This is a genomic window from Microbacterium tenebrionis, from assembly GCF_903645325.1.
Taxonomy (GTDB): domain Bacteria; phylum Actinomycetota; class Actinomycetes; order Actinomycetales; family Microbacteriaceae; genus Microbacterium; species Microbacterium tenebrionis.
The window spans coordinates 515753-537796 of record NZ_CAHJXQ010000001.1 but is presented as its reverse complement, the minus strand read 5'-3'; the positions used below and the strand labels follow the sequence as shown (position 1 = coordinate 537796).

Annotated in this window: 20 protein-coding genes and 1 tRNA gene; 4 read left to right on the top strand and 17 right to left on the bottom strand. The window is 67.4% G+C overall.

Annotation, left to right across the window (positions count from 1 at the left end; translation table 11 throughout):
- Positions 1 to 7: 7 nt before the first annotated feature.
- Both glmU and HWX58_RS02725 read right to left on the bottom strand, forming a co-directional pair.
- Complete coding sequence (gene glmU / locus HWX58_RS02730) at positions 8 to 1456, bottom strand: bifunctional UDP-N-acetylglucosamine diphosphorylase/glucosamine-1-phosphate N-acetyltransferase GlmU (protein ID WP_175985517.1); 1449 nt, start codon at positions 1454 to 1456, stop codon at positions 8 to 10.
- Between the two features lies 1 nt (position 1457).
- Positions 1458 to 1529: transfer RNA gene (locus HWX58_RS02725), tRNA-Gln, on the bottom strand.
- Between the two features lie 153 nt (positions 1530 to 1682).
- Between HWX58_RS02725 and HWX58_RS02720 the strand changes: the two genes are divergently transcribed.
- From HWX58_RS02720 to HWX58_RS02705, 4 genes are all read left to right on the top strand, one after another.
- Complete coding sequence (locus HWX58_RS02720; protein ID WP_175985516.1) at positions 1683 to 1919, top strand: hypothetical protein; 237 nt, start codon at positions 1683 to 1685, stop codon at positions 1917 to 1919.
- A gap of 76 nt (positions 1920 to 1995) precedes the next feature.
- Complete coding sequence (locus HWX58_RS02715; protein ID WP_175985515.1) at positions 1996 to 3243, top strand: HNH endonuclease signature motif containing protein; 1248 nt, start codon at positions 1996 to 1998, stop codon at positions 3241 to 3243.
- 73 nt (positions 3244 to 3316) lie between these two features.
- Positions 3317 to 3811: a MarR family winged helix-turn-helix transcriptional regulator gene (locus tag HWX58_RS02710; protein WP_175985514.1), complete on the top strand. Its 495-nt coding sequence runs from the start codon at positions 3317 to 3319 to the stop codon at positions 3809 to 3811.
- A gap of 19 nt (positions 3812 to 3830) precedes the next feature.
- Positions 3831 to 4742, top strand: coding sequence for a pseudouridine synthase (locus HWX58_RS02705; protein WP_217702931.1), 912 nt, complete (start codon positions 3831 to 3833; stop codon positions 4740 to 4742).
- A gap of 31 nt (positions 4743 to 4773) precedes the next feature.
- Here HWX58_RS02705 and HWX58_RS02700 read toward each other — a convergent pair whose 3' ends face one another.
- The 15 genes from HWX58_RS02700 to HWX58_RS02630 form a co-directional block, all read right to left on the bottom strand.
- Complete coding sequence (locus HWX58_RS02700) at positions 4774 to 5433, bottom strand: methionine ABC transporter permease (RefSeq protein WP_175985512.1); 660 nt, start codon at positions 5431 to 5433, stop codon at positions 4774 to 4776.
- Positions 5433 to 6491 carry a methionine ABC transporter ATP-binding protein gene (locus HWX58_RS02695; protein WP_175985511.1) on the bottom strand — a complete coding sequence of 353 codons (1059 nt, stop codon included), beginning with the start codon at positions 6489 to 6491 and terminating at the stop codon, positions 5433 to 5435. The genes HWX58_RS02700 and HWX58_RS02695 overlap by 1 nt, the downstream gene beginning before the upstream one ends.
- A gap of 81 nt (positions 6492 to 6572) precedes the next feature.
- Positions 6573 to 7466, bottom strand: a complete 894-nt coding sequence (locus HWX58_RS02690) for a MetQ/NlpA family ABC transporter substrate-binding protein (protein ID WP_175985510.1) — start codon at positions 7464 to 7466, stop codon at positions 6573 to 6575.
- Between the two features lie 104 nt (positions 7467 to 7570).
- Positions 7571 to 9358, bottom strand: a complete 1788-nt coding sequence (locus HWX58_RS02685) for an ABC-F family ATP-binding cassette domain-containing protein (RefSeq protein WP_175985509.1) — start codon at positions 9356 to 9358, stop codon at positions 7571 to 7573.
- Positions 9359 to 9421: 63 nt separating this feature from the next.
- The gene (locus tag HWX58_RS02680) at positions 9422 to 10543 is read right to left on the bottom strand and encodes a substrate-binding domain-containing protein (RefSeq protein WP_175985508.1); all 1122 of its coding nucleotides are present in this window, start codon (positions 10541 to 10543) and stop codon (positions 9422 to 9424) included.
- Between the two features lie 29 nt (positions 10544 to 10572).
- Positions 10573 to 11892, bottom strand: a complete 1320-nt coding sequence (gene mmsB / locus HWX58_RS02675; RefSeq protein ID WP_175985507.1) for a multiple monosaccharide ABC transporter permease — start codon at positions 11890 to 11892, stop codon at positions 10573 to 10575.
- Positions 11889 to 13409 carry a multiple monosaccharide ABC transporter ATP-binding protein gene (mmsA, locus tag HWX58_RS02670; RefSeq protein ID WP_175985643.1) on the bottom strand — a complete coding sequence of 507 codons (1521 nt, stop codon included), beginning with the start codon at positions 13407 to 13409 and terminating at the stop codon, positions 11889 to 11891. The genes mmsB and mmsA overlap by 4 nt, the downstream gene beginning before the upstream one ends.
- 155 nt (positions 13410 to 13564) lie before the next feature.
- On the bottom strand, positions 13565 to 14578 hold the full coding sequence (locus tag HWX58_RS02665) for a LacI family DNA-binding transcriptional regulator (protein ID WP_175985506.1): 1014 nt from the start codon (positions 14576 to 14578) through the stop codon (positions 13565 to 13567).
- A gap of 131 nt (positions 14579 to 14709) precedes the next feature.
- Complete coding sequence (locus HWX58_RS02660) at positions 14710 to 15657, bottom strand: 4-(cytidine 5'-diphospho)-2-C-methyl-D-erythritol kinase (protein ID WP_175985505.1); 948 nt, start codon at positions 15655 to 15657, stop codon at positions 14710 to 14712.
- Between the two features lie 7 nt (positions 15658 to 15664).
- Entirely contained in the window at positions 15665 to 16732 is a 1068-nt protein-coding gene (locus HWX58_RS02655) for an aldo/keto reductase (protein ID WP_175985504.1), read from the bottom strand.
- Positions 16733 to 16755: 23 nt separating this feature from the next.
- A complete protein-coding gene (gene rsmA, locus HWX58_RS02650; RefSeq protein WP_175985503.1) occupies positions 16756 to 17604 on the bottom strand; it encodes a 16S rRNA (adenine(1518)-N(6)/adenine(1519)-N(6))-dimethyltransferase RsmA in 849 nt (282 codons plus the stop codon).
- Between the two features lie 12 nt (positions 17605 to 17616).
- On the bottom strand, positions 17617 to 18504 hold the full coding sequence (locus HWX58_RS02645) for a TatD family hydrolase (RefSeq protein ID WP_175985502.1): 888 nt from the start codon (positions 18502 to 18504) through the stop codon (positions 17617 to 17619).
- The gene (gene metG / locus HWX58_RS02640) at positions 18501 to 20078 is read right to left on the bottom strand and encodes a methionine--tRNA ligase (protein ID WP_175985501.1); all 1578 of its coding nucleotides are present in this window, start codon (positions 20076 to 20078) and stop codon (positions 18501 to 18503) included. The genes HWX58_RS02645 and metG overlap by 4 nt, the downstream gene beginning before the upstream one ends.
- A gap of 10 nt (positions 20079 to 20088) precedes the next feature.
- On the bottom strand, positions 20089 to 20769 hold the full coding sequence (locus HWX58_RS02635; protein WP_250646053.1) for a response regulator: 681 nt from the start codon (positions 20767 to 20769) through the stop codon (positions 20089 to 20091).
- Entirely contained in the window at positions 20762 to 21970 is a 1209-nt protein-coding gene (locus tag HWX58_RS02630) for a sensor histidine kinase (RefSeq protein ID WP_175985500.1), read from the bottom strand. Before HWX58_RS02630 ends, HWX58_RS02635 begins: the two co-directional genes overlap by 8 nt.
- Between the last annotated feature and the right edge of the window lie 74 nt (positions 21971 to 22044).

Genomic DNA, 22044 nt, shown 5'->3' with positions numbered 1-22044 from the left:
ACCTGCCTTACTCTGCAGCTTCGCTGTTTGCGGCCTTGCCGGCCCGGGACGCCGCCTCAGCGGCGCCGGTACCGGCACGATTCTTCTCGACCCACCCCTCGATGTTGCGCTGAGGGGCGACGCTCAGGGCCAGGGCTCCAGCGGGAACGTCCTTGCGGACGACCGCTCCTGCTCCGGTCTTCGCACCGTCTCCAATCCTAACGGGAGCGACGAACACGTTGTGCGAGCCGGTGTGCACCTCGTCGCCGATCTCGGTGCGGTGCTTGACGATGTCGTCGTAGTTCGCCGTGATCGCGCCGGCGCCGAGGTTCACGCGCTCCCCGATCGTCGCGTCGCCGATGTAGGAGAGGTGCGGGACCTTGCTCCCGTCGCCGATCTGCGAGTTCTTCGTCTCGACGAAGGTGCCGATCTTGCCCCCTGCCCCGAGAGTCGTGCCCGGTCGGATGTACGCGAACGGTCCGACGGTGGCGCCTGCACCGATCACGGCGAGGGTCGCGTCGGAGCGGCGGATGACGGCGCCTTCGCCGACCTCGCAGTCCAGCAGTGAGGTGTCGGGGCCGATGACGGCGCCGGACTCGACGACGGTGGCACCGGCGATGTACGTGTTCGGGAAGAGCGTGACGTCGGGCGCGAGCTTGGCGTCGTCGTCGATCCAGGTCGTCGCGGGGTCGACGACCGTGACGCCGGCGCGCTGCCAGTGGCGGACGATGCGGTCGTTGAGGACCCTGCCGGCCTCGGCGAGCTGGACGCGGTCGTTGACGCCGAAGGTCGCGGCCGTGTCCGTCGCGACTTCGGCCGCGACGGTCTCCTGCGCTTCACGGAGTAGTCCGATCACGTCGGTGAGGTACAGCTCGCCCTGTGCGTTGTTCTGGTCGATCTTCGTCAGGTGCGTGCGCAGGGATGCCGCGCGGAACACGTACACGCCGGAGTTGATCTCGGTGACCGCCGCTTCATCGGCCGTCGCGTCCTTCTGTTCGACGATGCGAGCCACCGTGCCGCTGTCGTCGCGGATGACGCGGCCGTACCCGGTCGGGTCGTCGAGAAGGGCGCTGAGCACAGTGGCGGATGCCGCCGCCGAACGATGCGCGTCGACGAGAGCCGACAGCGTGTCGGCCTCGAGCAGCGGCACATCGCCCGAGAGCACGAGGACGTCGCCGCCGAAATCCGACGGGAGCGCGTCGACGGCGACCTGGACGGCTCGGCCGGTGCCGGGGATCTCGTCCTGATCGACGATGACCGCCTCGGGGTACTGCTTCGAGAGCACCTCGACGACGCGATCGCGCTCGTGACGCACGACCACTTCGATGTGGTCGGCTCCGAGGCGGGATGCCGTCGTGAGCACGTGGCCGACGAGCGGTCGTCCGGCGATCGGATGCAGCACCTTGGGCAACGCTGACTTCATCCGGGTGCCCTGGCCTGCAGCGAGCACGATGATGGCGAGGTTGTTCTCCGTCATGCTCCGCCGCCAGGACTCGAACCTAGACCTAACAGCTCCAAAGGCTGTCGTGCTGCCATTACACCACGGCGGACCGCAGCCGCACGGGCTGCCTGACAAGTCTGCCACGGCCGGAGTGCGGGCTCTTGCAGGTTCCTGATTTCCACCCCTGCTCGTAGACTCCTGGCACGAATCAGGCGACCAAGCGGGCGCTCAGCGCGTTGAGCAGGTTCAACGCATCCCACCCGTGGTCGCACAACGCGGCCTATTCGCCGTGGGTGCTGCGGCACTCAACCCCGTGATCGGGGCGATCCGCCACCCGCGCCGCGCGCAGACCGTGCCCGAGAGCATGACGGCGCTCGCTCGAGAGCCGTCGGAGACTTTCGATCAGATCACCTCGGTCGCCTCCGAGATCCTGCCAGGGGTCAAGATGCGCCGCGGGCTGTTATGGCGGTACACGGCCGTGTGGGTCAAGAGCGGGTAGAAACGTATCCGAACATTTCTTCTATTGTTCTGCGCTCACGCCTTGCATTCATCGTTGTTTTGTTCGATAATGAGATATGACCTTCACCGCGGAGCATCGAACAGAGCGACCCGTCGCTGACGAGCGCCGCGCAGCTCTGCTGGATGAATGGATGGATCTCGGCGAACAGATCGCCGCACTGGAGGCGCGCCGCGCCGAGGTGCTCGCCGAGAGGGCTGACCTGCTCGCCTATGAGGCCGGTCCGAAGATCGTGCACAGTTCGATGGCCGAGCGATCGATGGTCGCCGAGTTCGCCGCCGCGGGGCATGTCTCCCCCGGGACGATGAGCGTGCAGTTCGCGCACGCCGCAGCGCTCGTGAACGGCTTCCCCGCGACGCTTCACGCGTTGAAGGAGGGCCGGATCAGCAGGCGCCACGCCGAAGTGATCGTCGAGGCCGGGCCGCGCGACGATCGAGGTGAAGCGGCCGACGGCGGAGCCGCTGATCGAGCCGCCTATGAGCACGACGTGCTCCCCTACGCCTGCCGCACGACCGCGCCGCGGACCAAGGCTCATGCCCGGGCGGTGACAGCGAAGCTGCAACCGGTCACGCAGCTCGAATCGCACCGCGAAGCTCGTGACGAGCGTGAGGTGCGGATTCAACCGACCGCGGACGGCATGGCTCAGCTGATCGCCGTCGTCCCCGAGATCCTCGCGCACGGCATTCACGACCGCCTCAGCGCCATGGCACGCGAGATCGACGATGACCGGACGATGGATCAGCGTCGCGCCGACCTGTTCTGCGATCTTGTGCTCACTGCGGCCCCCTCGACCGGGCTCGGCACCGAAATGGAGGCCTTCCGGCCGACCGTTCAGGTGACGATCGCCGCGAGCACTCTCGTCGGGCGCGACGACATGATGGCCGAGATCGACGGGATCGGCCCGGTCCACCCGGACATCGCCCGCGACCTCGCCGGCCGGGCACCGAGTTTCAGTCGCCTGTTCCTCGACCCGAGCGGAATGGTTACGAACGTCGACACCTACGTCCCGTCGGGCCGGATGAAGAAATACCTGCGAGCACGGGACCAGCACTGCCGGTTCCCCGGATGCCGCGCCAAGACATCGCGATGTCAGATCGACCACAACTGCGACCGAGCATTCGGCGGAGCGACCGCACTGTGCAACCTCGCCTGCTTCTGCAACAGTCATCATCCGCTCAAGCATCCCGATGTGGACGCGCGACATCGATGGACGGTCACGCAGCACGACGAGGGCACGCTCGTCTGGCGCAGCCCGCTCGGCCGCGAGTACATCGACGACCCCGCGCCCCGCGTGATGTTCGTCTGAGCCTGTCGATCCCTGAGCCTGTCGATCCCTGAATCTGCCCAAGGACCGACGTCCTGCATCGGATAATGGACAGATGAGCGAGGCAGACGAGGTCGACCGGATCGTCGGCGCATGGAACGCCCAGCGTCCCGACTTGGACTTCTCGCCCCTCGAGGTGCTCTCCCGCATGGATCGGCTCTCGCGCTATCTCGACCGGGCCAGGCGCGAGGTGTTCCGCCGCAGCGACATCGAGGCATGGGAGTGGGACGTGCTCTCCGCGCTCCGTCGCGCCGGCGCACCCTTCCAGCTCTCCCCCAAGCAGCTGCTGCAGCAGACACTGGTCTCCAGTGGCACCATGACCAACCGCATAGACCGACTGGTCGGGCGGCGCTTCGTCCGGCGCGAAGCCGACCCCGGTGACGGACGCAGCGTGCTCGTGACGCTCACCGACGACGGGCGCATCCGCGTGGATGCCGCCATCACCCGTCTCGTCGACGTCGAAGCCGATCTGCTGAAGTCCCTCTCTCGGGCGGACCGCGAGCGGATGGCCGCGCTGTTGCGCAAGCTCAGTCTGACCTTCGACCTGTGATGGCGGCATCCTGATGGCGATGCGATCGCCGCTGCCGGTGCGCGACGGAGTCGGCGCGACCCGCCTGCACGTGCCGATGAGCGGCCCCTGGCCGACCGTGAGTGCCTACATGGTCGAGCGCTTCTTCCACCTCGACCCCGAGCGGCTCCTGCGGCGATTCGACCGCGGAGAGATCGTCGCCTTCGACGGATCGGCCCTCACCCGCGAGACTCCGCTCGGTGTCGAGGAGTTCGTCTGGTATTACCGCGAGCCGCCGGTCGAGGTCGAGATCCCGTTCGACCTCGAGATCGTCCACCACGACGACGACCTCCTCGTCGTCGACAAGCCGCACTTCCTGCCGACCACTCCTGCGGGCAAGTATGTGCAGAACTCGGCGCTGGTGCGGCTGCGCCGCGATTTCGACAACCCCGACCTCACGCCGATCCATCGCCTGGACCGCGCCACCGCGGGCCTGCTGATGTTCTCGACCAGGCCGCAGACCCGCGGCGCGTACCAGATGCTGTTCCAGGACCGGGCGATCGAGAAGGTCTACGAGGCCGTGTCCGCCCGGCCGGCGGACTGGACAAGGTCCTTCCCGCAGACGGTGCGACTGCACATCGAGAAGTTCCGCGGGCAGGTGTGCGTCGTCGTCGATCCCGAGCGCGAACCGAACTCCGAGACCCTGATCGAACTCATCGACCAGTCCGACCACGTGATCCACACCCTGCTGCGCCCGCACACCGGCAAGATGCATCAGCTGCGGGTGCACCTGGCGAGCATCGGCATCGGCATCCTGCACGACAACCTCTATCCCGTGCTCACCGACGAGCAGCCCGACGACCACGACCGGCCGCTGCAGCTGCTCGCACGCGAACTGCGATTCGTCGACCCGCTGTCGGGCCGGCCGCGCGAGTTCGTGACGCGGCGCACGCTGCAGTACGCCCCACGCTGAGGGCATCCCGCAGAGGGCGGCGCGAGGAGCGTCAGCGACGCATGACCCGTCGCGCCAGCCACGTGCCGAGCATCTGCACCAGGTGCACGAACACGACGATCAGCACGATCGCAGCCCACATGACCACAGGCTCGAACTGGCGGAACCCGTAGATCAGGGCGAAGGCGCCCAGGCCGCCACCGCCGATGGCGCCGGCCATCGCCGTCATGTCGATCACGGCCACGACGATGAACGTATAGCCGAGGATGAGCGGGCCCAGGGCCTCCGGGATCACCACGGTGAGGAGGATCCGCCATGGCCCCGCGCCCATCGATCGGGCGGCCTCGACCACGCCGGGTGGAACCGAGACCAGGTGCTGCTCGACGATTCGTCCGATCGCGAACGACGCCGCGACGCCGATCGCGAAGGCGCCGGCCGTCACACCGATCCCCGTGCCGACGACGAGCCGCGTGAACGGCTGCAGCACGGCAAGGAAGATCACGAACGGGATCGGCCGGAAGAAGTTGATGATGAGGTTGACGATCCCGTAGACCACACGGTTGGGCATCACTCCGCCCGAGCGCGTGGCGTAGGTCGCGACACCGATCACGAGGCCGAGGACGCCGCCCAGCACGAGCGCGAACGACGTCATGTACAGCGTCTCGACGGCGGCGGCCCAGAAGTCGCCCTGGAGTTCGATGAGGCGATCCATCAGCGCACCTCCCCTTCGAGTCCGGCGTCGCCGGCGAGCTCCGTCACCGTGACGTGGGCGCCGATCTTCTCGAGGGCTGCGTCGATCGCGGCATCCGCGCCTCGCACGGCGAGGGTCAGGTGCCCGAACGCGCGGCCTCGGATGTCGTTGATGCCCCCGTAGATGAGCTCGAACTCGAGCCCGGCGGCGGCGAGGTCGAGGAATACCTGCGCCTGCGACGAGTCGCCGTCACGGAATGAGAACGTGACGATGCGGCCGCGGTGCCGTTCCTGGAGCACGGCCCGCTCGGCCGGTGAGGGGATGCCCTTGATCACCGTCCCGACGAAGCGCTGCGATGCCGGATGCTGCGGGTCCGAGAATACCTCGAACACATCGCCCTGCTCGATCACGCGGCCGGAGTCCATGACGGCGACCTTGGTCGCGATGGTCTGGATCACGTCCATCTCATGCGTGATGATCACGATCGTGACGCCCTGCTCCTCGTTCACCCGCTTGAGCAGTGCGAGCACCTCGTGCGTGGTCTGCGGATCCAGCGCGCTGGTCGCCTCATCCGCGAGCAGGATCGCCGGTCTCGTGGCGAGAGCGCGGGCGATGCCGACGCGCTGCTTCTGGCCACCGGACAGCTGCTCGGGGAATGCCTTCGCCTTGTCGCTGAGGCCGACGAAGGCCAGTAGTTCTGTGACGCGCGCGTCGATGTCGGGCTTCGACCAGCCGGCGAGCTTCAGCGGATACGCGATGTTCGCCCGAACCGATTTCGCGGCGAACAGGTTGAACTGCTGGAAGATCATGCCGATGCCGCCGCGCACGGCCCGGAGGTCCCGCTCGCTGAGCGCGGTGATGTCGGTGCCGTCGACCGTGATCGTGCCGCCGGTGGCGGGCTCCAGCGCGTTGATGAGCCGGACGAGCGTGGACTTGCCGGCGCCCGAGTAGCCGATGATGCCGAAGACGTCGCCCTTCTCGACCTGGAGCGACACGTCGTCGACGGCGATCGTCGGCTGCGCGTCACGACTGGCCGGCGGATACGTCTTGGAGACGTTCTCGAGTGTCACGATCGGCATGGGTTCTCCGGTTGCTCTCGGGGTGAGGACGGCGAATCGGGCGGCGCCGTGGCGCCGCCCGATTCTTTCACGTCGTGCTGATCAGTCGTTGGCCGCAACGTCCTTCTGAACGGAGGCCAGAAGGTCGACCAGCTCGTCCACCGGTGTCTGAAGCGAGACTCCTGTGCCGCCGGATGACTCGTCGAGTCCGGCCTGGACCGCCTCGTTCGTCTGGAAGATCTCGACGAGCTTGGCGTACGTCTCGTTGTCGGCATCCTCGGCTCGGGCGGCGAAGATGTTCACGTACTGCAGGGCGCTGTCGTCGGACGGGTCGTCCGTGAAGAGGGCGTCGTCGAAGCTCAAGCCTGCATCCTGGACGAAGTCGTTGTTGATGATGGCCGCTGCGACGTCCGGAAGCGAGGTGGGGATGAGCGCCGCTTCGAGCGCCTTGACCTTCACCCTGGATGCCGACTCGTCCACATCCGCGACATCGGAGAACGCGGTACCGCCGTCGGAGAGCTCGACCAGCCCTGCAGCCTGCAGCACGAGAAGCGCGCGAGCCTGGTTCGATGCATCATCCGGGACGGCGACGGTCTCCCCATCCGGGATGCTGTCGACATCGTCGTACTTGGTCGAGTACAGCCCGAGCGGGTAGATCTGCGTGGAGCCGATCGGAGTGAGGTCCTCGCCCGACGCCTCGTTGTACTGCGCGAGGTAGACGATGTGCTGGAACTGGTTGAGGTCGATCTCACCCTCGGTCAGGGCGGGGTTGGGCTGCTCGTAGGAGCCGAAGTCCACGAGCTCGACGGTGATGCCCTCTTCGGCTGCGGCATCCACGAAGGCGGGCCACTGCTCGTCGGACTTGCCGACGACACCGATCGTGACGACGTCGTCCTCACCTCCGGCGTTTCCGGCGCCGGTGGCGCAGCCGGCGAGGCCGATCACAAGAGGGAGCGCGGCGAGAGCGGCGACAGCGGAGACGACACGACGAGACATGGACAGAACCTTCCTGGTGGGATGCATCCACAGTAAGCAGGTGATCCGGCCGGGGCCGAATCGCCTGTCACACAGCGTCACTGTGTCACGGGACGATCACAGCATCAGTCGAGCTGCTCGCTGAGCTCCAGCCAGCGCAGTTCGTTCTCCTCGACCTCGGCCTCCAGCGCCGAGATGTCCTTCATCTTCCCGGCCAGGCCCTCGTAGTCGGACTGGTCGTGATCGACGAGAGCGAGCTTGGCCTTGTCGATCTGCTCGGTGAGCTTCTGGATCTTCCGCTCGAGGGCGGACACCTCCTTCTGCGCGGCGCGCAGTTCGGCCCCGGAGAGAGTGGATGCCGGAGATACAGCCTGCGTCTTCGCCGCGTCACCCGATTCGGATGCCGCCCGCAGCCGCAGATATTCGTCCACACCGCCGGGAAGGTGCCGGAGATGCCCGCCCATCACCGCGTACTGCTGGTCGGTGACGCGTTCGAGGAAGTACCGGTCGTGGCTTACGACGAGGAGCGTGCCCGGCCAGGAGTCGAGGAGATCCTCGATCGCGGCGAGCATGTCGGTGTCCATGTCGTTGGTCGGCTCGTCGAGGATCAACACGTTCGGCTGGTCGAGCAGAACGAGCAGAAGCTGCAGGCGACGCTGCTGACCACCGGAGAGGTCCTTGACCTGCGTCGACAGCTGAGCGGACGAGAACCCGAGGCGCTCGAGCAGCTGCCCAGGCGTCAGCGACTGCGCCTTGGAGCCGTTGCCGAAGGTGTACTCGGTTCGGAGGCCATTGATCACGGTGCGCACCGGATCGTTCCAGTGCTGCTCGAGTTCGTCGATGCGCTGCGTCAGCGTCCGCACCTGGACGGTCTTTCCGCGCTTCACACGGCCGCTGGTGGGCTCGATGGTGCCGGCGACCAGGCCCAGCAGAGTGGACTTGCCCGCACCGTTCACGCCCAGGATGCCGGTGCGCTCCCCTGGCGCGATCCTCCACTCCACGTCCTTGAGGATGTCGCGGTCGCCGTAGCGCACGCCGGCATCGAGCAGGTCGACGACGTCCTTGCCGAGCCGGGACGTCGCCAATGATTGGAGCGAGACCTTGTCGCGGATCTCGGGCACGTCGGCGATGAGCTCGTTGGCCGCGTCGATCCGGAACTTCGGTTTGCTCGTGCGCGCGGGTGCGCCGCGGCGCAACCACGCGAGCTCCTTGCGGGCGAGGTTCTGCCGCTTCGCCTCGGTGGCGGCAGCCATCCGGTCGCGCTCGACGCGCTGCAGGATGTACGCGGCGTATCCGCCCTCGAACGGCTCGACGATCCGGTCGTGCACCTCCCAGGTCTCGGTGCACACCTCGTCGAGGAACCAGCGGTCGTGGGTGACGACGAGGAAAGCGCCGGAGTTCGCAGCCCAGCGCTTCTTCAGGTGACCGGCGAGCCACGTGATCGCCTCGACGTCGAGATGGTTCGTCGGCTCGTCGAGCGCGATGATGTCCCACTCCTTCACGAGGAGCGCTGCCAGGGCCACCCGGCGGCGCTGACCGCCGCTGAGGCCCGCGACCGGAGCATCCCACGCCAGATCTGCGAGCAGGCCCCGGATCACGTCGCGCACCCGGGCGTCGCCCGCCCACTCGTACTCGGGGACGTCGCCGACGACGGACTGCGCGATCGTGAACGAGTCGTCGAGCGTGTCTGCCTGGTCGAGCACGCCGACCGTCGTTCCGGCGCGGACGGTCACGCGCCCGGCATCGGGCTGCTTGCGCCCGGCGAGCATCGCGAGCAGCGAGCTCTTGCCGTCACCGTTGCGGCCGACGATGCCGATCCGGTCGCCCTCTTCGATCCCCAGGGTGATGGAGTCGAAGACGACCTTGGTCGGGTATTCCAGATGCAGGCCTTCGGCCCCGAGAAGATGTGCCATGTCCCTACAAGAGTACGCAAGAGGGCCGCCCGAACGTGTTCGGACGGCCCTTCGCGGAACTGCTTACTTGTAGGACTCGACGATCTCGAGGAGGCTCGGGACGTTGGCGTACGCCTCGGCCGCGTTCTCCTTCGTGACGATGAGCGGCTCGAGCAGGTAGGCGGGAACGACCTTCGCGCCGTTGTCGTACTGCTCGGTGTCGTTGACGTCGACTTCGTCGCCCTTCTGGAGCTGACCGATCATCTTGATGGTCTGCTCGACGAGGAGCGTGGTGTCCTTGTTGATCGTGGAGTACTGGATGCCCTCCATGATCGACTTGACCGACTCGACCTCGGAGTCCTGACCGGTCACGACCGGGACGGGCTTTCCGGCCTGCTGCACCGAGGTGATGATGGCGCGGGCGAGGGTGTCGTTCGGGGACAGCACGCCGTCGAGCACGGTGTCGCCGCTGTACGAGCCGGTGAGCAGGGTGTCCATGCGGTTCTGAGCGTTCTCTGCCAGCCAGCCCTCGGTCGCCGTCTGGGCGATCGCGGTCTGTCCCGAGACGACGTTGAGCGTGCCGTCGTCGATCTTCGGCTGCAGGACGTCCATGGCGCCGTTGAAGAACACGGCGGAGTTCGCGTCGTCGGGCGAGCCCGAGAACAGCTCGATGTTGTACGGAGCGTCGTGGCCGGCGCGCTCGGCGAGGCCGTCGAGCAGGGCCTGGCCCTGCAGCTGGCCGACCTTGAAGTTGTCGAACGCGACGTAGTAGTCGACGGCCTCGGTGTTCTCGATCAGGCGGTCGTAGGCGATGACGTAGGCGCCGGCGTCCTTGGCCGCCTGCACCTGCGTGGCCAGCTGCTTGCCGTCCTTCGCGCCGATCACGATGACCTTGGCGCCGTTGGTGACCATGGCCTGGATCTGGTTCTGCTGCTCGGCGACGGTGTTGGATGCCGGGGCGTACTGCACGTCGGCCTTGAAGCCGGCCTCGGCCAGGCCGTCCTCGAAGAGCTTGCCGGCGAGGACCCAGTTCTCACTGGTCTTGTCCGGAAGCGCGATGCCGATCGTCGAGCCGGCCTCGAACCCCGTGGTCTCCTCCGACCCGGTGTCCCCTCCGGTGTCGCCGCCGCGCTGCCCGGAGCAGCCGGTGAGGGCGAGTGCTGATGCGGCGACGAGCGCTGTCGCTGCGAGTGCGATCTTCTTCATGCGATCTCTTTCTCTGATTGTTGGTGCGGTTACTTGGACTGAGGGAAGTCGGTGAGGTTGGGAGCATCCGGCTTGTTGCGCTTGCGCATGATGAAGCCGATGAGTGAGGGGCGACCCTGCTGCTTGTTCCACACGTCGATGCCGACGGCGACCAGCAGCACGAGGCCCTTGATCATCGAGACGACATCGGCACCCTGGCCGAGCAGGGCCAGGCCGTTGTTGAGGAACGCCATCACCAGACCACCGATGATCGAGCCGATCACCGTGCCGATGCCGCCGGCGACGGCCGCGCCGCCGATGAAGACCGAGGCGATGGCATCCAGCTCCCAGCCGGTGCCGTCGTTCGGGCCGGAGGCCTGCGACCGGGCGACGAAGATCATGCCGGCGAGGGCGGCGAGCATCGACATGTTCATCATCACGAAGAAGTCGATCCAGCGATCCTTGACGCCCGAGAGGCGCGCGGCCTGACGGTTGCCGCCGACGGCGTAGATGTGACGGCCGAAGACGGTGCTGTTGGTGACGAACGAGTAGAGGATGACCAGCGCGAGCAGAATGAGGCCGGGGACCGGGAAGCTCGTGCCGGGGCGACCGGTGGCGAACATCCAGCCGGCGGCGAGGATCACGATCGAGATGAGCACGACCTTCGTGGAGCTGACCCACAGCGGTGCCATGGCCGAGCCCATCTTGCGCTGGATGCGACGGGTGCGGATCTCCCAGAAGATGACCCAGCCGACCCCGAGGAGCGCGAGCACCATGGTGAGCACGTTGAAGTTCAGCGGGATGTCGAGCTCAGGCAGGTACCCGGTGCCGATGATCTGGAAGCCCTTGGGAACGGGGATCGTCTGCGCGTCGCCGATGAACTGCTGCGCGCCGCGGAAGAACAGCATGCCGGCCAGGGTCACGATGAACGCCGGCACCCCGACATAGGCGACCCAGAACCCCTGCCAGGCGCCCACCAGAGCGCCCACGAGCAGGCCGAAGAGGATCGCCACGGGCCACGGAAGGTCCCAGTCGGCCATGGACTTCGCGACGATGATGCCGACGAAGGCCGCCACCGAGCCGACCGACAGGTCGATGTGACCCATGATGATGACCATCACCATGCCGATCGCGAGAATCAGGATGAACGAGTACTGGTTGATGACGTTGATGAGGTTGCCCGGCGTCAGCGTCGCACCGTTCGGGCCGTTGCGCACGAGGGTGAGGATCTCGAACAGCACGATGATGACGATCAGGCTGCCGAGGATGCCGAACTGACGCAGCGACGACGTCCCTCCCCCGCCGAACATCTTCCGGATGTCTGCGAAGTGGAAACCGCGCCTCTCGGTCGGTGTCGTGCTGGTGCTCATGCGCTCGCCTTCTGATTCGTGGAGGTCATGCTGCGCATGAGCGCCTCCGGGGTTGCCTGGTCTGCCGGGATGCAGTCGGTGACGCGTCCCTCGAAGATGGTGTAGATGCGGTCGGAGATGCCCATCAGCTCGGGCAGCTCGCTGGAGATGACGATCACGCCCTTGCCGGATGCGGCGAGCTCGTTGATGATCGTGTAGATCTCGTACTTGGCGCCGACATCGATGCCGCGCGTGGGCTCATCGAGGATGAGCAGGTCGGGGTCGGTGAACATCCACTTGGCGAGGACGACCTTCTGCTGGTTGCCGCCGGAGAGGGTGCCGACGCCCTGGTCCACCGTCGGTGTCTTGATGCGCAGCGCCTTGCGGTAGCGCTCGGCGATCGTGAACTCCTCGCGCTTGTCGACGACGCCACGGCGGGCGATCTTGGAGAGCTTGGCCGAAACGATGGAGCGCTTGATGGTGTCCAGCAGGTTCAGGCCCAGGCTCTTGCGGTCCTCGCTGACGTAGGCGAGGCCGTGACGGATCGCCGAGGCGACGTCGCGGATCTCGACCTCCTCGCCGTCTTTGAACAGCTGGCCGCCGAGGAACGTGCCGTACGAGCGGCCGAAGATGCTGCGGGCGAACTCCGTGCGGCCGGCGCCCATGAGGCCGGCGATGCCGACGACTTCGCCGCGGCGGACGTTGATGGAGGAGCCCTTCACGACCATGCGCTCGCTGACGGTCGGGTGCTGCACCCACCAGTCCTTGACCTCGAAGAACACCTCGCCGATGTCGGGGGTGCGATCCGGGTAGCGGCTCTCGAGGGAGCGGCCGACCATGCCGTGGATGATGCGGTCCTCGTTGATCTCGCCCTTGGTGATGTCGAGGGTCTCGACGGTGCGACCGTCGCGGATGATCGTGATCTCGTCGGCGATCTGCTCGATCTCGTTGAGCTTGTGGCTGATCATGATCGACGCGATGCCCTTGGCCTTCAGTCCCAGGATCAGATCGAGCAGGTGCTGGGAGTCGTTCTCGTTCAGCGCCGCGGTCGGCTCGTCGAGGATGAGGAGGCGGACGTCCTTGTTCAGGGCCTTGGCGATCTCGACGAGCTGCTGCTTGCCGACGCCGAGATGCTTGATCGCGATGTCGGGGTCCTCGGAGAGACCGACACGGGCGAGCAGCTCGGTGGCGCGAGTCTTGGAGGCGCGCCAGTCGATGACGCCGCCGTGGCGGATCTCGTTGCCGAGGAAGATGTTCTCGGTGATGGACAGCTCGGGGATCAGTGCGAGCTCCTGGTGGATGATCGCGATGCCGGCCTGTTCGCTGGATGCGATGTCCTTGAAGCGCTGCTCCTGGCCGTAGAGCAGGATGTCGCCCTCGTACGTTCCGTAGGGGTACACGCCCGAGAGGACCTTCATCAGGGTGGACTTGCCTGCGCCGTTCTCACCGCAGATGGCGTGGATCTCTCCAGCGCGTACGGCGATCGACACATCGGAGAGCGCCTTCACGCCGGGGAACTCCTTGGTGATGCTGCGCATCTCCAGGATCGGCCCTGACACGGTCGGCAACGTCGCTGTGCTGCTCACGGATCTTCCTCGATACTTGACGGTCACCTTCGATGTGACCGTTCACATGAGACACAAGTTTGCGCTCACCCGCCCCCGGTGTCAAGTGGGGGCCGGATTTCGTGTCCCTATCGCGACGCGCTCGACGAGCGCAGCCGCAGCTGAGGCACAGCCGACCCGAACTTCGACGTCTGCTCGCCACGGATCTCGGCGAGCAGGATCTCCACCGCGCGGCGGCCCAGCGTCGGGAAGTCCTGGTGCACGGTCGTCAGCGGCGGCCAGACATGTGCCGCGACCGGAATGTCATCGAAACCGACCACGCTCACCTCGCGCGGCACGTCGATCCCAGCATCGCGGAAGCCATGCATCAGACCGATCGCCATGAGGTCGTTCGCGGCGAAGACCGCCGTGAAGTCCCGCCGTCTGGCGAGCTCCTGCCCCGCGAAGTAGCCGAAGTCGGCCGTCCAGTCGCCGCGGATCGGCGGGAACGTCGGAAGGTCGGCCTCACGCAGCGCATCGAGATATCCGCGCATGCGCGATTCCGCCTCGATCCAGTCCTGCGGGCCCGCCAGATGCAGGATGTCGGTGTGGCCGAGCTCGATCAGGTGCTCCGTGACCGCGCGCGCACCGGCCACTTGGTCGGCCGAGAGCGTGTATCCGTCCGACCCGGATGCCGTCTGAAGACTGACCAGCGGCACGCCGACGGCCATGCCGCGCAGCACGTTGAACACCCGCACCTGCGGCGCGAGCGCGACGATGCCGCTGACCTGCTCGCGCCCGAGCTGGCGGATCGCATCGCCGATCGCCTCGGGCGTCGTCTCGGGAAGATTGACCGTCGTCACCGAGTAGCCCTCGGATCGGGCGGCATCCTCGATGCTCGCGATCGACGACGTCGGACCGAACTCCCCGATCGTCGCCGACAGCACGCCGATCGTGTGGGTCCGACTGGTGACGAGAGCTCGGGCGGCGAGATTCGGCTTGTAGTCGAGAACCGCGATCGCGTCCTCCACGCGCTTGCGCGTCTCAGGACGGATGCTGGGGTGGTCGTTCAGAACGCGGGAGACGGTCTGGTGCGAGACTCCGGCCAGACGCGCGACATCGCGGATGCTGGGGACGCGTGCACGCTCGCCGGAGGCCGCCATGGCATCGCCTCCCTTGCGTGTGCACGGTCACATTCTCAACCCATTATGTCCCGAGCGCACAACGAGCGCACACGTCAGCGCACTCCGGTTGTCCGTTCGCCACGATTCGCGGCACGACGCGCCGGTGTGCGTCAAGACATGATGCGCGCCCCGGGCACAGGACCGTGCACGTGCAGCGCCGAGCGTCCGGCGTCCTGCAACTGGGCCTGAACGTACTGCGCGCTCTCCGGGTTCTCGCAGAGGAACGCGATCGTGGGTCCGGAACCCGAGACGATGCCGCTGAGCGCCCCTGCACGCAGCCCTTCGCTGATGATGTCATCCAGGGCCGGGCGCTCGAGGAGCGCCGAGACCTCGAGATCGTTGAACATCGACGCCGCCAGCGAATGGGGGTCCCCGGAGCGCAGCGCCTGCAGCACGGGGATGGGAACATCCAGCGAAAGCGGCGGATCATCCGCGAGGGCGCCGCTCTCGGCGCGGTGGGAGTCGAGGCGCGCGTATACCTCCGGTGTGGACAGACCGTGCTCGCTCGTGACGAGAACCCAGTCGAACCGCCCTCGTGCGAGAGCGGGATTGAGCTGGTCGCCGCGACCCGTCCCGACGGCCGTCCCCCCGTGCAGCGCGAACGGCACGTCGGCGCCGAGGCGGGCGGCGAGTTCATGCAGCCGCTGCGTGGACAGCCCGGTGCCCCACAGCGCGTCGCACGCGACGAGAGCGGCGGCGGCATCCGCCGACCCACCGCCCATGCCTCCTGCGACGGGCACGCTCTTGCGCAGCTCCAGGTGCACGCCGCCGGCGAACCCCGTCGCGGCAGCGAGCAGCTTCGCGGCGCGCATCGCGAGGTTCCGATCGTCGGCGGGCACATCGCTCGGCCCGCCGTCACCGGCACCGCTCGATCCCGCGATGCTCAGGCTGAAGTCGTCTGCGGCCGTGGCGATCACGTCCTCGTACAGCGACACGGCCTGGAACACCGTCGCCAGGGCGTGGTAGCCGTCCTCGTGCCGCCCACCGACGCCGAGGTAGACGTTGATCTTCCCCGGGGCCCGTACGTGGACGGAAGCGGGAGACTGGGCGATGCTCATGATCCGCTCACAGCGACGAGGACACGGCCCACAGGTTGACGTCGATGCTGCCGGCGAGGGCATCGATGCGCTCGAGCTGCTCGACGCTGAACGCCGGGCCACCGACCGCCGCGATGTTCTCATCGAGCTGCGCCGGGCGCGATGCGCCGATCAGCGCGGAGGCGACCACGGGGTCGCGCAGCGTCCACTGCAGAGCCATCTGCGCGAGGGTCTGATCGCGCTCCTGTGCGATCTCGTTCAGCGAGCGCAGCACCCCGAGTGCCTCGTCGGAGAGCCTGCCCTCGGGCAGGGATCCGCGCTTCTGCGCGCGCTGCGCGGTGCCGTCGCCGAGGTACTTGTCGGTCAGCAGGCCCTGCGCGAGCGGGGTGAAGGCGATGGCGCCGAGCCCTTCGGAGCGCAGCGTGTCGGTGAGCTCCGGCTCGATCCACCGATTGAGGATCGAGTACGAGGGCTGGTGGATCACGAGCGGCGTGCCAAGGTCGCGGGCGACCGCGAGAGCCTGGGCCGTGCGCTCCGCGCTGTACGAGGAGATGCCGACGTAGAGCGCTTTGCCCTGCCGGACCAGGGTGTCCAACGCGCCCATCGTCTCCTCGATCGGGGTGACCGGGTCGACCCGGTGCGAATAGAAGATGTCGACGTAGTCGAGGTTCATGCTCGCGAGCGACCGCTCGGCGCTGGCCAGGATGTACTTGCGGCTGCCGAGGTCGCCGTACGGCCCCGGCCACATGTCCCACCCGGCCTTCGACGAGATGATCAGCTCGTCGCGGTAGGGGCGGAGGTCCTCGCTGTAGATCCGGCCGAAGTTCTTCTCGGCCGAACCGTGCGGGGGGCCGTAGTTGTTCGCCAGGTCGAAGTGGGTGATGCCGCGATCGAACGCGTGACGGAGAAGCGCGCGCTGGTTGTCGAGGGGGATGTTGTCGCCGAAATTCCACCACAGGCCGAGCGAGATCGGCGGCAGGAAGAGTCCCGATGAACCCACCTGGCGGTACTCGAACTGCTCATAGCGCGCGGCGTCCGCCGCATAGGGACGATGGATGTCTGGCACGTCGGAGCGGTAGCGCGGCGAATCGGTCACGCAACCAGGTTAGTCCCGAAGCGTCAGCCCTGACGCGCGAGCGCGATCCGCACGAAGTCCGAGATCGTCAACTGCTCGCCTCGCGCGGTCGGTGCGACCCCGGCCCGCTCGAGAACCGCGGACGCTTCGGCGGCCGATCCGCCGAGAACCGTCGCGAGAGCCTGCCTGAGCATCTTGCGCCGCTGCTGGAAAGCGGCATCCACGATCTGGAACGTCGCCCGGCGCAGCGCCTCATCGCCTCGCGGCTCGTCATCGCGCTCGAACGCGACCAGCACGCTGTCGACGTTCGGCACGGGCCAGAAGACCTGCCGCGACACGTGGCCCGCCAGCCGCCAAGGCCCGTACCAGGCCGCCTTCACGCTCGGCGCGCCGTACACCTTGCTGCCGGGTGGGGCGGCAAGACGCTCCCCCACCTCGGCCTGGACCATGACGACACCACGGCGGATGCTGTCGAAGGACTCCATGAAGTGCAGCAGAACCGGCACCGAGACGTTGTACGGCAGGTTCGCCACAAGAACGGCGGGGTCGCCCGGGAGCTCGGCGACGCGCAGCGCGTCCGCGTCGACCACGGTGAGGGCGTCGTCCGGGACGCCGTGCTCGGCGGCGGTCTGCGGCAGACGGGCCGCGAGCCGGTGGTCGATCTCGACGGCGGTGACGGATGCTCCGGTCTCGAGGATCGCGAGCGTCAACGATCCGAGGCCCGGACCGACCTCCACCACGCGCTCCCCCGCCTGTACGCCGCCGACATGCACGATCTTGCGCACGGTGTTGGCGTCGACGACGAAGTTCTGCCCGAGTTTCTTCGTCGGGGTGACGTCGAGCTCGGCGGCGAGGCGGCGGATCTCGGTCGCGCCGAGCAGTGTCACGGTCATCCTGCCATTGTCTCAGTCGGTGAACGAACCGTAGACGCGCAGCGTGTTCTCGGCGATCCGGTTGGCGAGCTCATCGACGGGCATGTCGAGCTCGGACGCCATGAATCGCATCGTGATCGGCACGAGGTAGGGAGCGTTCGGGCGACCCCGCAGCGGCGTCGGGGTCAGGAACGGCGCATCCGTCTCGACGAGGATGCGATCGAGCGGGGTGACCTTCAGCGCATCGCGCAGGTTCTGCGCGTTCTTGAATGTCACGTTCCCGGCGAACGAGAGGTGGTAACCGGCATCCGCGCAGGTGCGCGCCATGACGTCGTCGCCCGAAAAGCAGTGGAAGACCGTCTTCTCCGGTGCGCCGACCCTGGCGAGTGTCTCGAGGACCTCGTCGTGGGCGTCGCGGTCGTGGATCTGCATCGCGATGCCGTGCTTCTTCGTGAGCGCGATGTGCGCCTCGAACGACGCGAACTGGGCGTCGCGGCCCTCGGGTCCGGTGCGGAAGAAGTCGAGACCCGTCTCGCCGATCGCCCGCACCCGCGGGTGCGCGGCGAGCTCGTCGATGATCGCGATGGCCTCATCGAGCCGCCCCGCTTCTGCGTAGACCGGAGCATCGTTCGGGTGGATCGCCACGGCTGCGAGGACGCGGGGGTCGGCGGATGCGGCAGCCACCGCCCAGCGGGACGACTCGACGTCGCCGGAGGCCTGCACGACGCCGAGGATGCCGACGGCCTCTGCCCGGTCGAGCTGCTCGGCGAGCGTGAGCGGGTCGTCGCCGTCCACGATCTCGAGGTGGGCGTGGTTGTCGTAGACGGGCACCGTGAGAGGTTCGGGAGCGGGCGGGTACCGGAGGTCCTTGCGGCCCCCGGTCGCCCGCTCACGAACGTATTGGCTCGGGTTGTCCGTCAAGCCGGCTGCTCCACGCGGGGGAAGAGGGGTGCGAGGTTCTGCACCTTCGTGCCCGGTCGCAGCGCCCCCCAGGCGCCAGCCTCGCGGAGCGGCTGCTCCTGCAGAGCGCCGAGCGTCTCGGCGGCGCCGAGTGCCGACCACAGCTTCTGCGTCGACTGCGGCATGACCGGCGAGAGCAGCGCGGCGAGCGCCCGCAGGCCCTCGGCGCACGTGTACAGCACGGTGCCGAGGCGTCCGCGCTGAGCCTCGTCGCGGGCGAGGGCCCATGGCTCGTTGTCGGTGATGTATCCGTTGAGCTCGTCGACGATCGTCCAGATCGAGCGGATCGCCTCGTCGATGCGGAACTGCTCGATCGCGGCATCCGCCGCTTTGGCGGCATCTGCCACGGTCCTCTGGATCGCGAGATCCTGCTCTGCGTACTCGGCGGGCTCGGGGACCGTGCCGTCGAAGTACTTCTCGATCATCGCGATCGTGCGCGAGGCGAGGTTGCCGAAGCCGTTGGCGAGCTCCGCCTGGTAGCGAGCGGAGAGGTCCTCCCACGAGAACGAGCCGTCCTGTCCGAACGCGATCGCCGAGAGGAAGTAGAACCGGTACGCATCCGACCCGAAGACATCGGTGATCTCGGTCGGCGCGATGCCGGTGAGCTTCGACTTCGACATCTTCTCGCCGCCGACGAGCAGCCAGCCGTGCGCGAAGACGCCCTTGGGCACATCGACGCCGGCGGCCATCAGCAGCGCGGGCCAGATCACGGCGTGGAAGCGCAGGATGTCCTTGCCGACCACGTGGTACGCGGGCCAGCGGCGGGCGAAGGTCTCCTCGTCGGAGCCGTAACCGACGGCGGTGGCGTAATTGAGGAGCGCGTCGACCCACACGTAGATGACGTGCGACTCGTCCCAGGGCAGCGGGATGCCCCAGTCGAAGGTCGAACGCGAGATGGAGAGGTCCTTCAGACCCTGGCTGACGAACGAGACGACCTCGTTGCGGGCCGAGTGCGGGCGCACGAAGTCCGGCTCGTTCCGGTACAGCTCGAGCAGGCGGTCCTGGAACTCGCTGAGCTTGAAGAAGTAGTTCTTCTCCTGCAGGAGCTCGAGCGGCTTGGAGTGGATCGCACACACCTTGAGCCCCTCGAACGGCCCGGTGCCATCGACGATCTCGGACTCGGGCTTGAACTCCTCGCAGCCGACGCAGTACAGCGCCTCGTATTCGCCGGCGTAGATGTAGCCCGCGTCGTAGAGCCGCTGGAAGAACACCTGCACGTTCTTCTCGTGCCGTTCCTGCGTGGTGCGGATGAAGTCGTCATTCGCGACGTCGAGCGTCTTCAGCAGCGGGAACCAGCTCTCGGACACGAGCTTGTCGACCCACTGCTGCGGGGTGACGCCGTTCGCTGCGGCGGCACGGAGCATCTTCTGGCCGTGCTCGTCGGTGCCCGTCAGCATCCAGGTGTCATCACCCGACTGGCGGTGCCAGCGCGCGAGCGTGTCGACCGCCACCGACGTGTACCCGTGGCCGATGTGCGGCACATCGGACGGGTAGTAGATGGGCGTGGTGATGTAAAACGATTCGCCTGCGGGCATGCGGTCAATTCTAGGCGGGATGCGCGGGTCGGCCATTCCTGTGTCGTGGAAGGTCGATGCTCCGCTCCCCCAGACGCCCGAGCTGCACGCGGGAGGTCGCACAGGTCTTGTCGTACAGAGCGCCGACGTGCGTTTTGACCGTGGTGATGCCGATGCCGAGACGGTCGGCGATCTGCTGGTTGGTCAGTCCCTCGGCGAGGAGGCCGAGCACGTCGGCCTCGCGTCCCGTGAGCTCGGGCAGGGGCGTGGCGGGCCGGGTGTCCTGGCGCTCATTCAGTTGCGCGATGAGGCTGCCGGCGACTGCCGGGTCGATGACATGTCGATCGGCGGCGACGTGGTGCACAGCCTGGATCAGCTCCGGCCCACGGGTGGTCTTGAGGAGATATCCGTGCGCCCCGGCCGCCAGCGCTGCGGCGATGAGGTCGTCGGAGTCGAACGTCGTGAGCACGAGGACGCGCGTGGCAGTCTGCGCGGTGATCCGCTCGGTCGCCCAGATGCCGTCGGTATCGGGCATGCGGAGATCGACCAGAGCGACGTCCGGCTGTGTGCGCAGGCACAGGGCGACGGCGTCGAAGCCGTTCTCCGCCTCTCCTGCGATCTCGATCGAGGGATCCACCCGCAGGATGGCGCCCACGCCGCTGCGGACCGCCTCGTGGTCGTCGACGATCATGACGCGGATGCGGTCAGACAAGATGTTCCTTCCGGATGGTGATCGTCGCGTGCCATGGGCCGTCGCTCGTCGCGGCTGATTCGAGGTGCCCGTCGATGCCGTTCAACAGCAGCGCGGCCCCGGTGATGCCGATGCCGCTTCCTGCGCGGGCGGACGGGGTGACCCGGTCCGGGGCCAGGATCCGGTTGGTCACCTGTACCCGCACTCCACCAGAGTCGTCCGCCTTGGTCGTGAGGATGACGTCGCCCTCACCGTGCTTGACGGCGTTGATGACCAGCTCCCGCAGCACCCGCATCACGATGCCGGCTGCTCGGGGAGCGCGGTCGAGGATCTCGTGGACGCCGGCCCCGCGTCGCACGAGAGCGCGGCCGACGGGAACAAGCGTGTCCAGTTGACCATCGCCCGGGACCGTCGCCGTATCCGGGCTCAAATCGTCGACGGTCGTGAGCACGGCGATGAGCCGCCGCAGCTGACTGTGCGCCTCGTCGGTGCCGAGGGCGGCCTGTGCGAGGCTCTCATCGATCTCGTCGGACGGCTCGGACATCTGCGCAATGCGCAGCCGGGCGGCTTCTATGTTCAGACCGGCCACGGCGATCTGGTTGGCGACGAGGTCATGCAGGTCGTGGGCGATCTCCTGCCGCAGCCGTTGCGTGGCCTGCCGGTGGTCATCGGTCATGGCCGCTCGGGTGCGCTGCCGCTCGCTGCGCACGTTCCATCCCCACAGCGCCGCGATGAGCACGATGAGAGCGAGTTGCATGGCGAGCGTCACCGCCCCCGCGTCGACCGACGGCCAGAGCAGCAGCGCCAGCGTCGTGATGGCGCACGAGGCGATGATGGCCGCCAGGACGACGCGGACTCCGCGATCTCCGCCGTAGCGGAACGCGCAATAGACGAAGTCGGCGAACAGCAGGACCACGCCCAGGCTGCTGCCGATGATCAGATCGGCGGCGAGCAGCGGGACGCCCACACCGAGGACGAGGAACGGGTGCGTGGAGCGCGCTGTCGCCAGCGCCGACATCAGGATCAGCAGCACGAGGAACGCGGTCTCGGCGCTCCACAGTCCGCTCGACGGCATCGCGGTAGCCGGCCCCCAGATGCCGTAGACGCCGAAGTGCAGCAGCAGGATCCCGAACAGCAGGTACGCGACGGCGGCCAGAGCATCCCGGCTGCGCGGGTGGGTGTTCAGGCCCTCCACCACCGCCCTGAGCCGAGACCACGCCATGCCCTCATCCTGCCCGAATCGCTCTTGAGCCGCCTCCTGCGATCGGGGGAGGCGACGGCGCCGATCGCAGGATC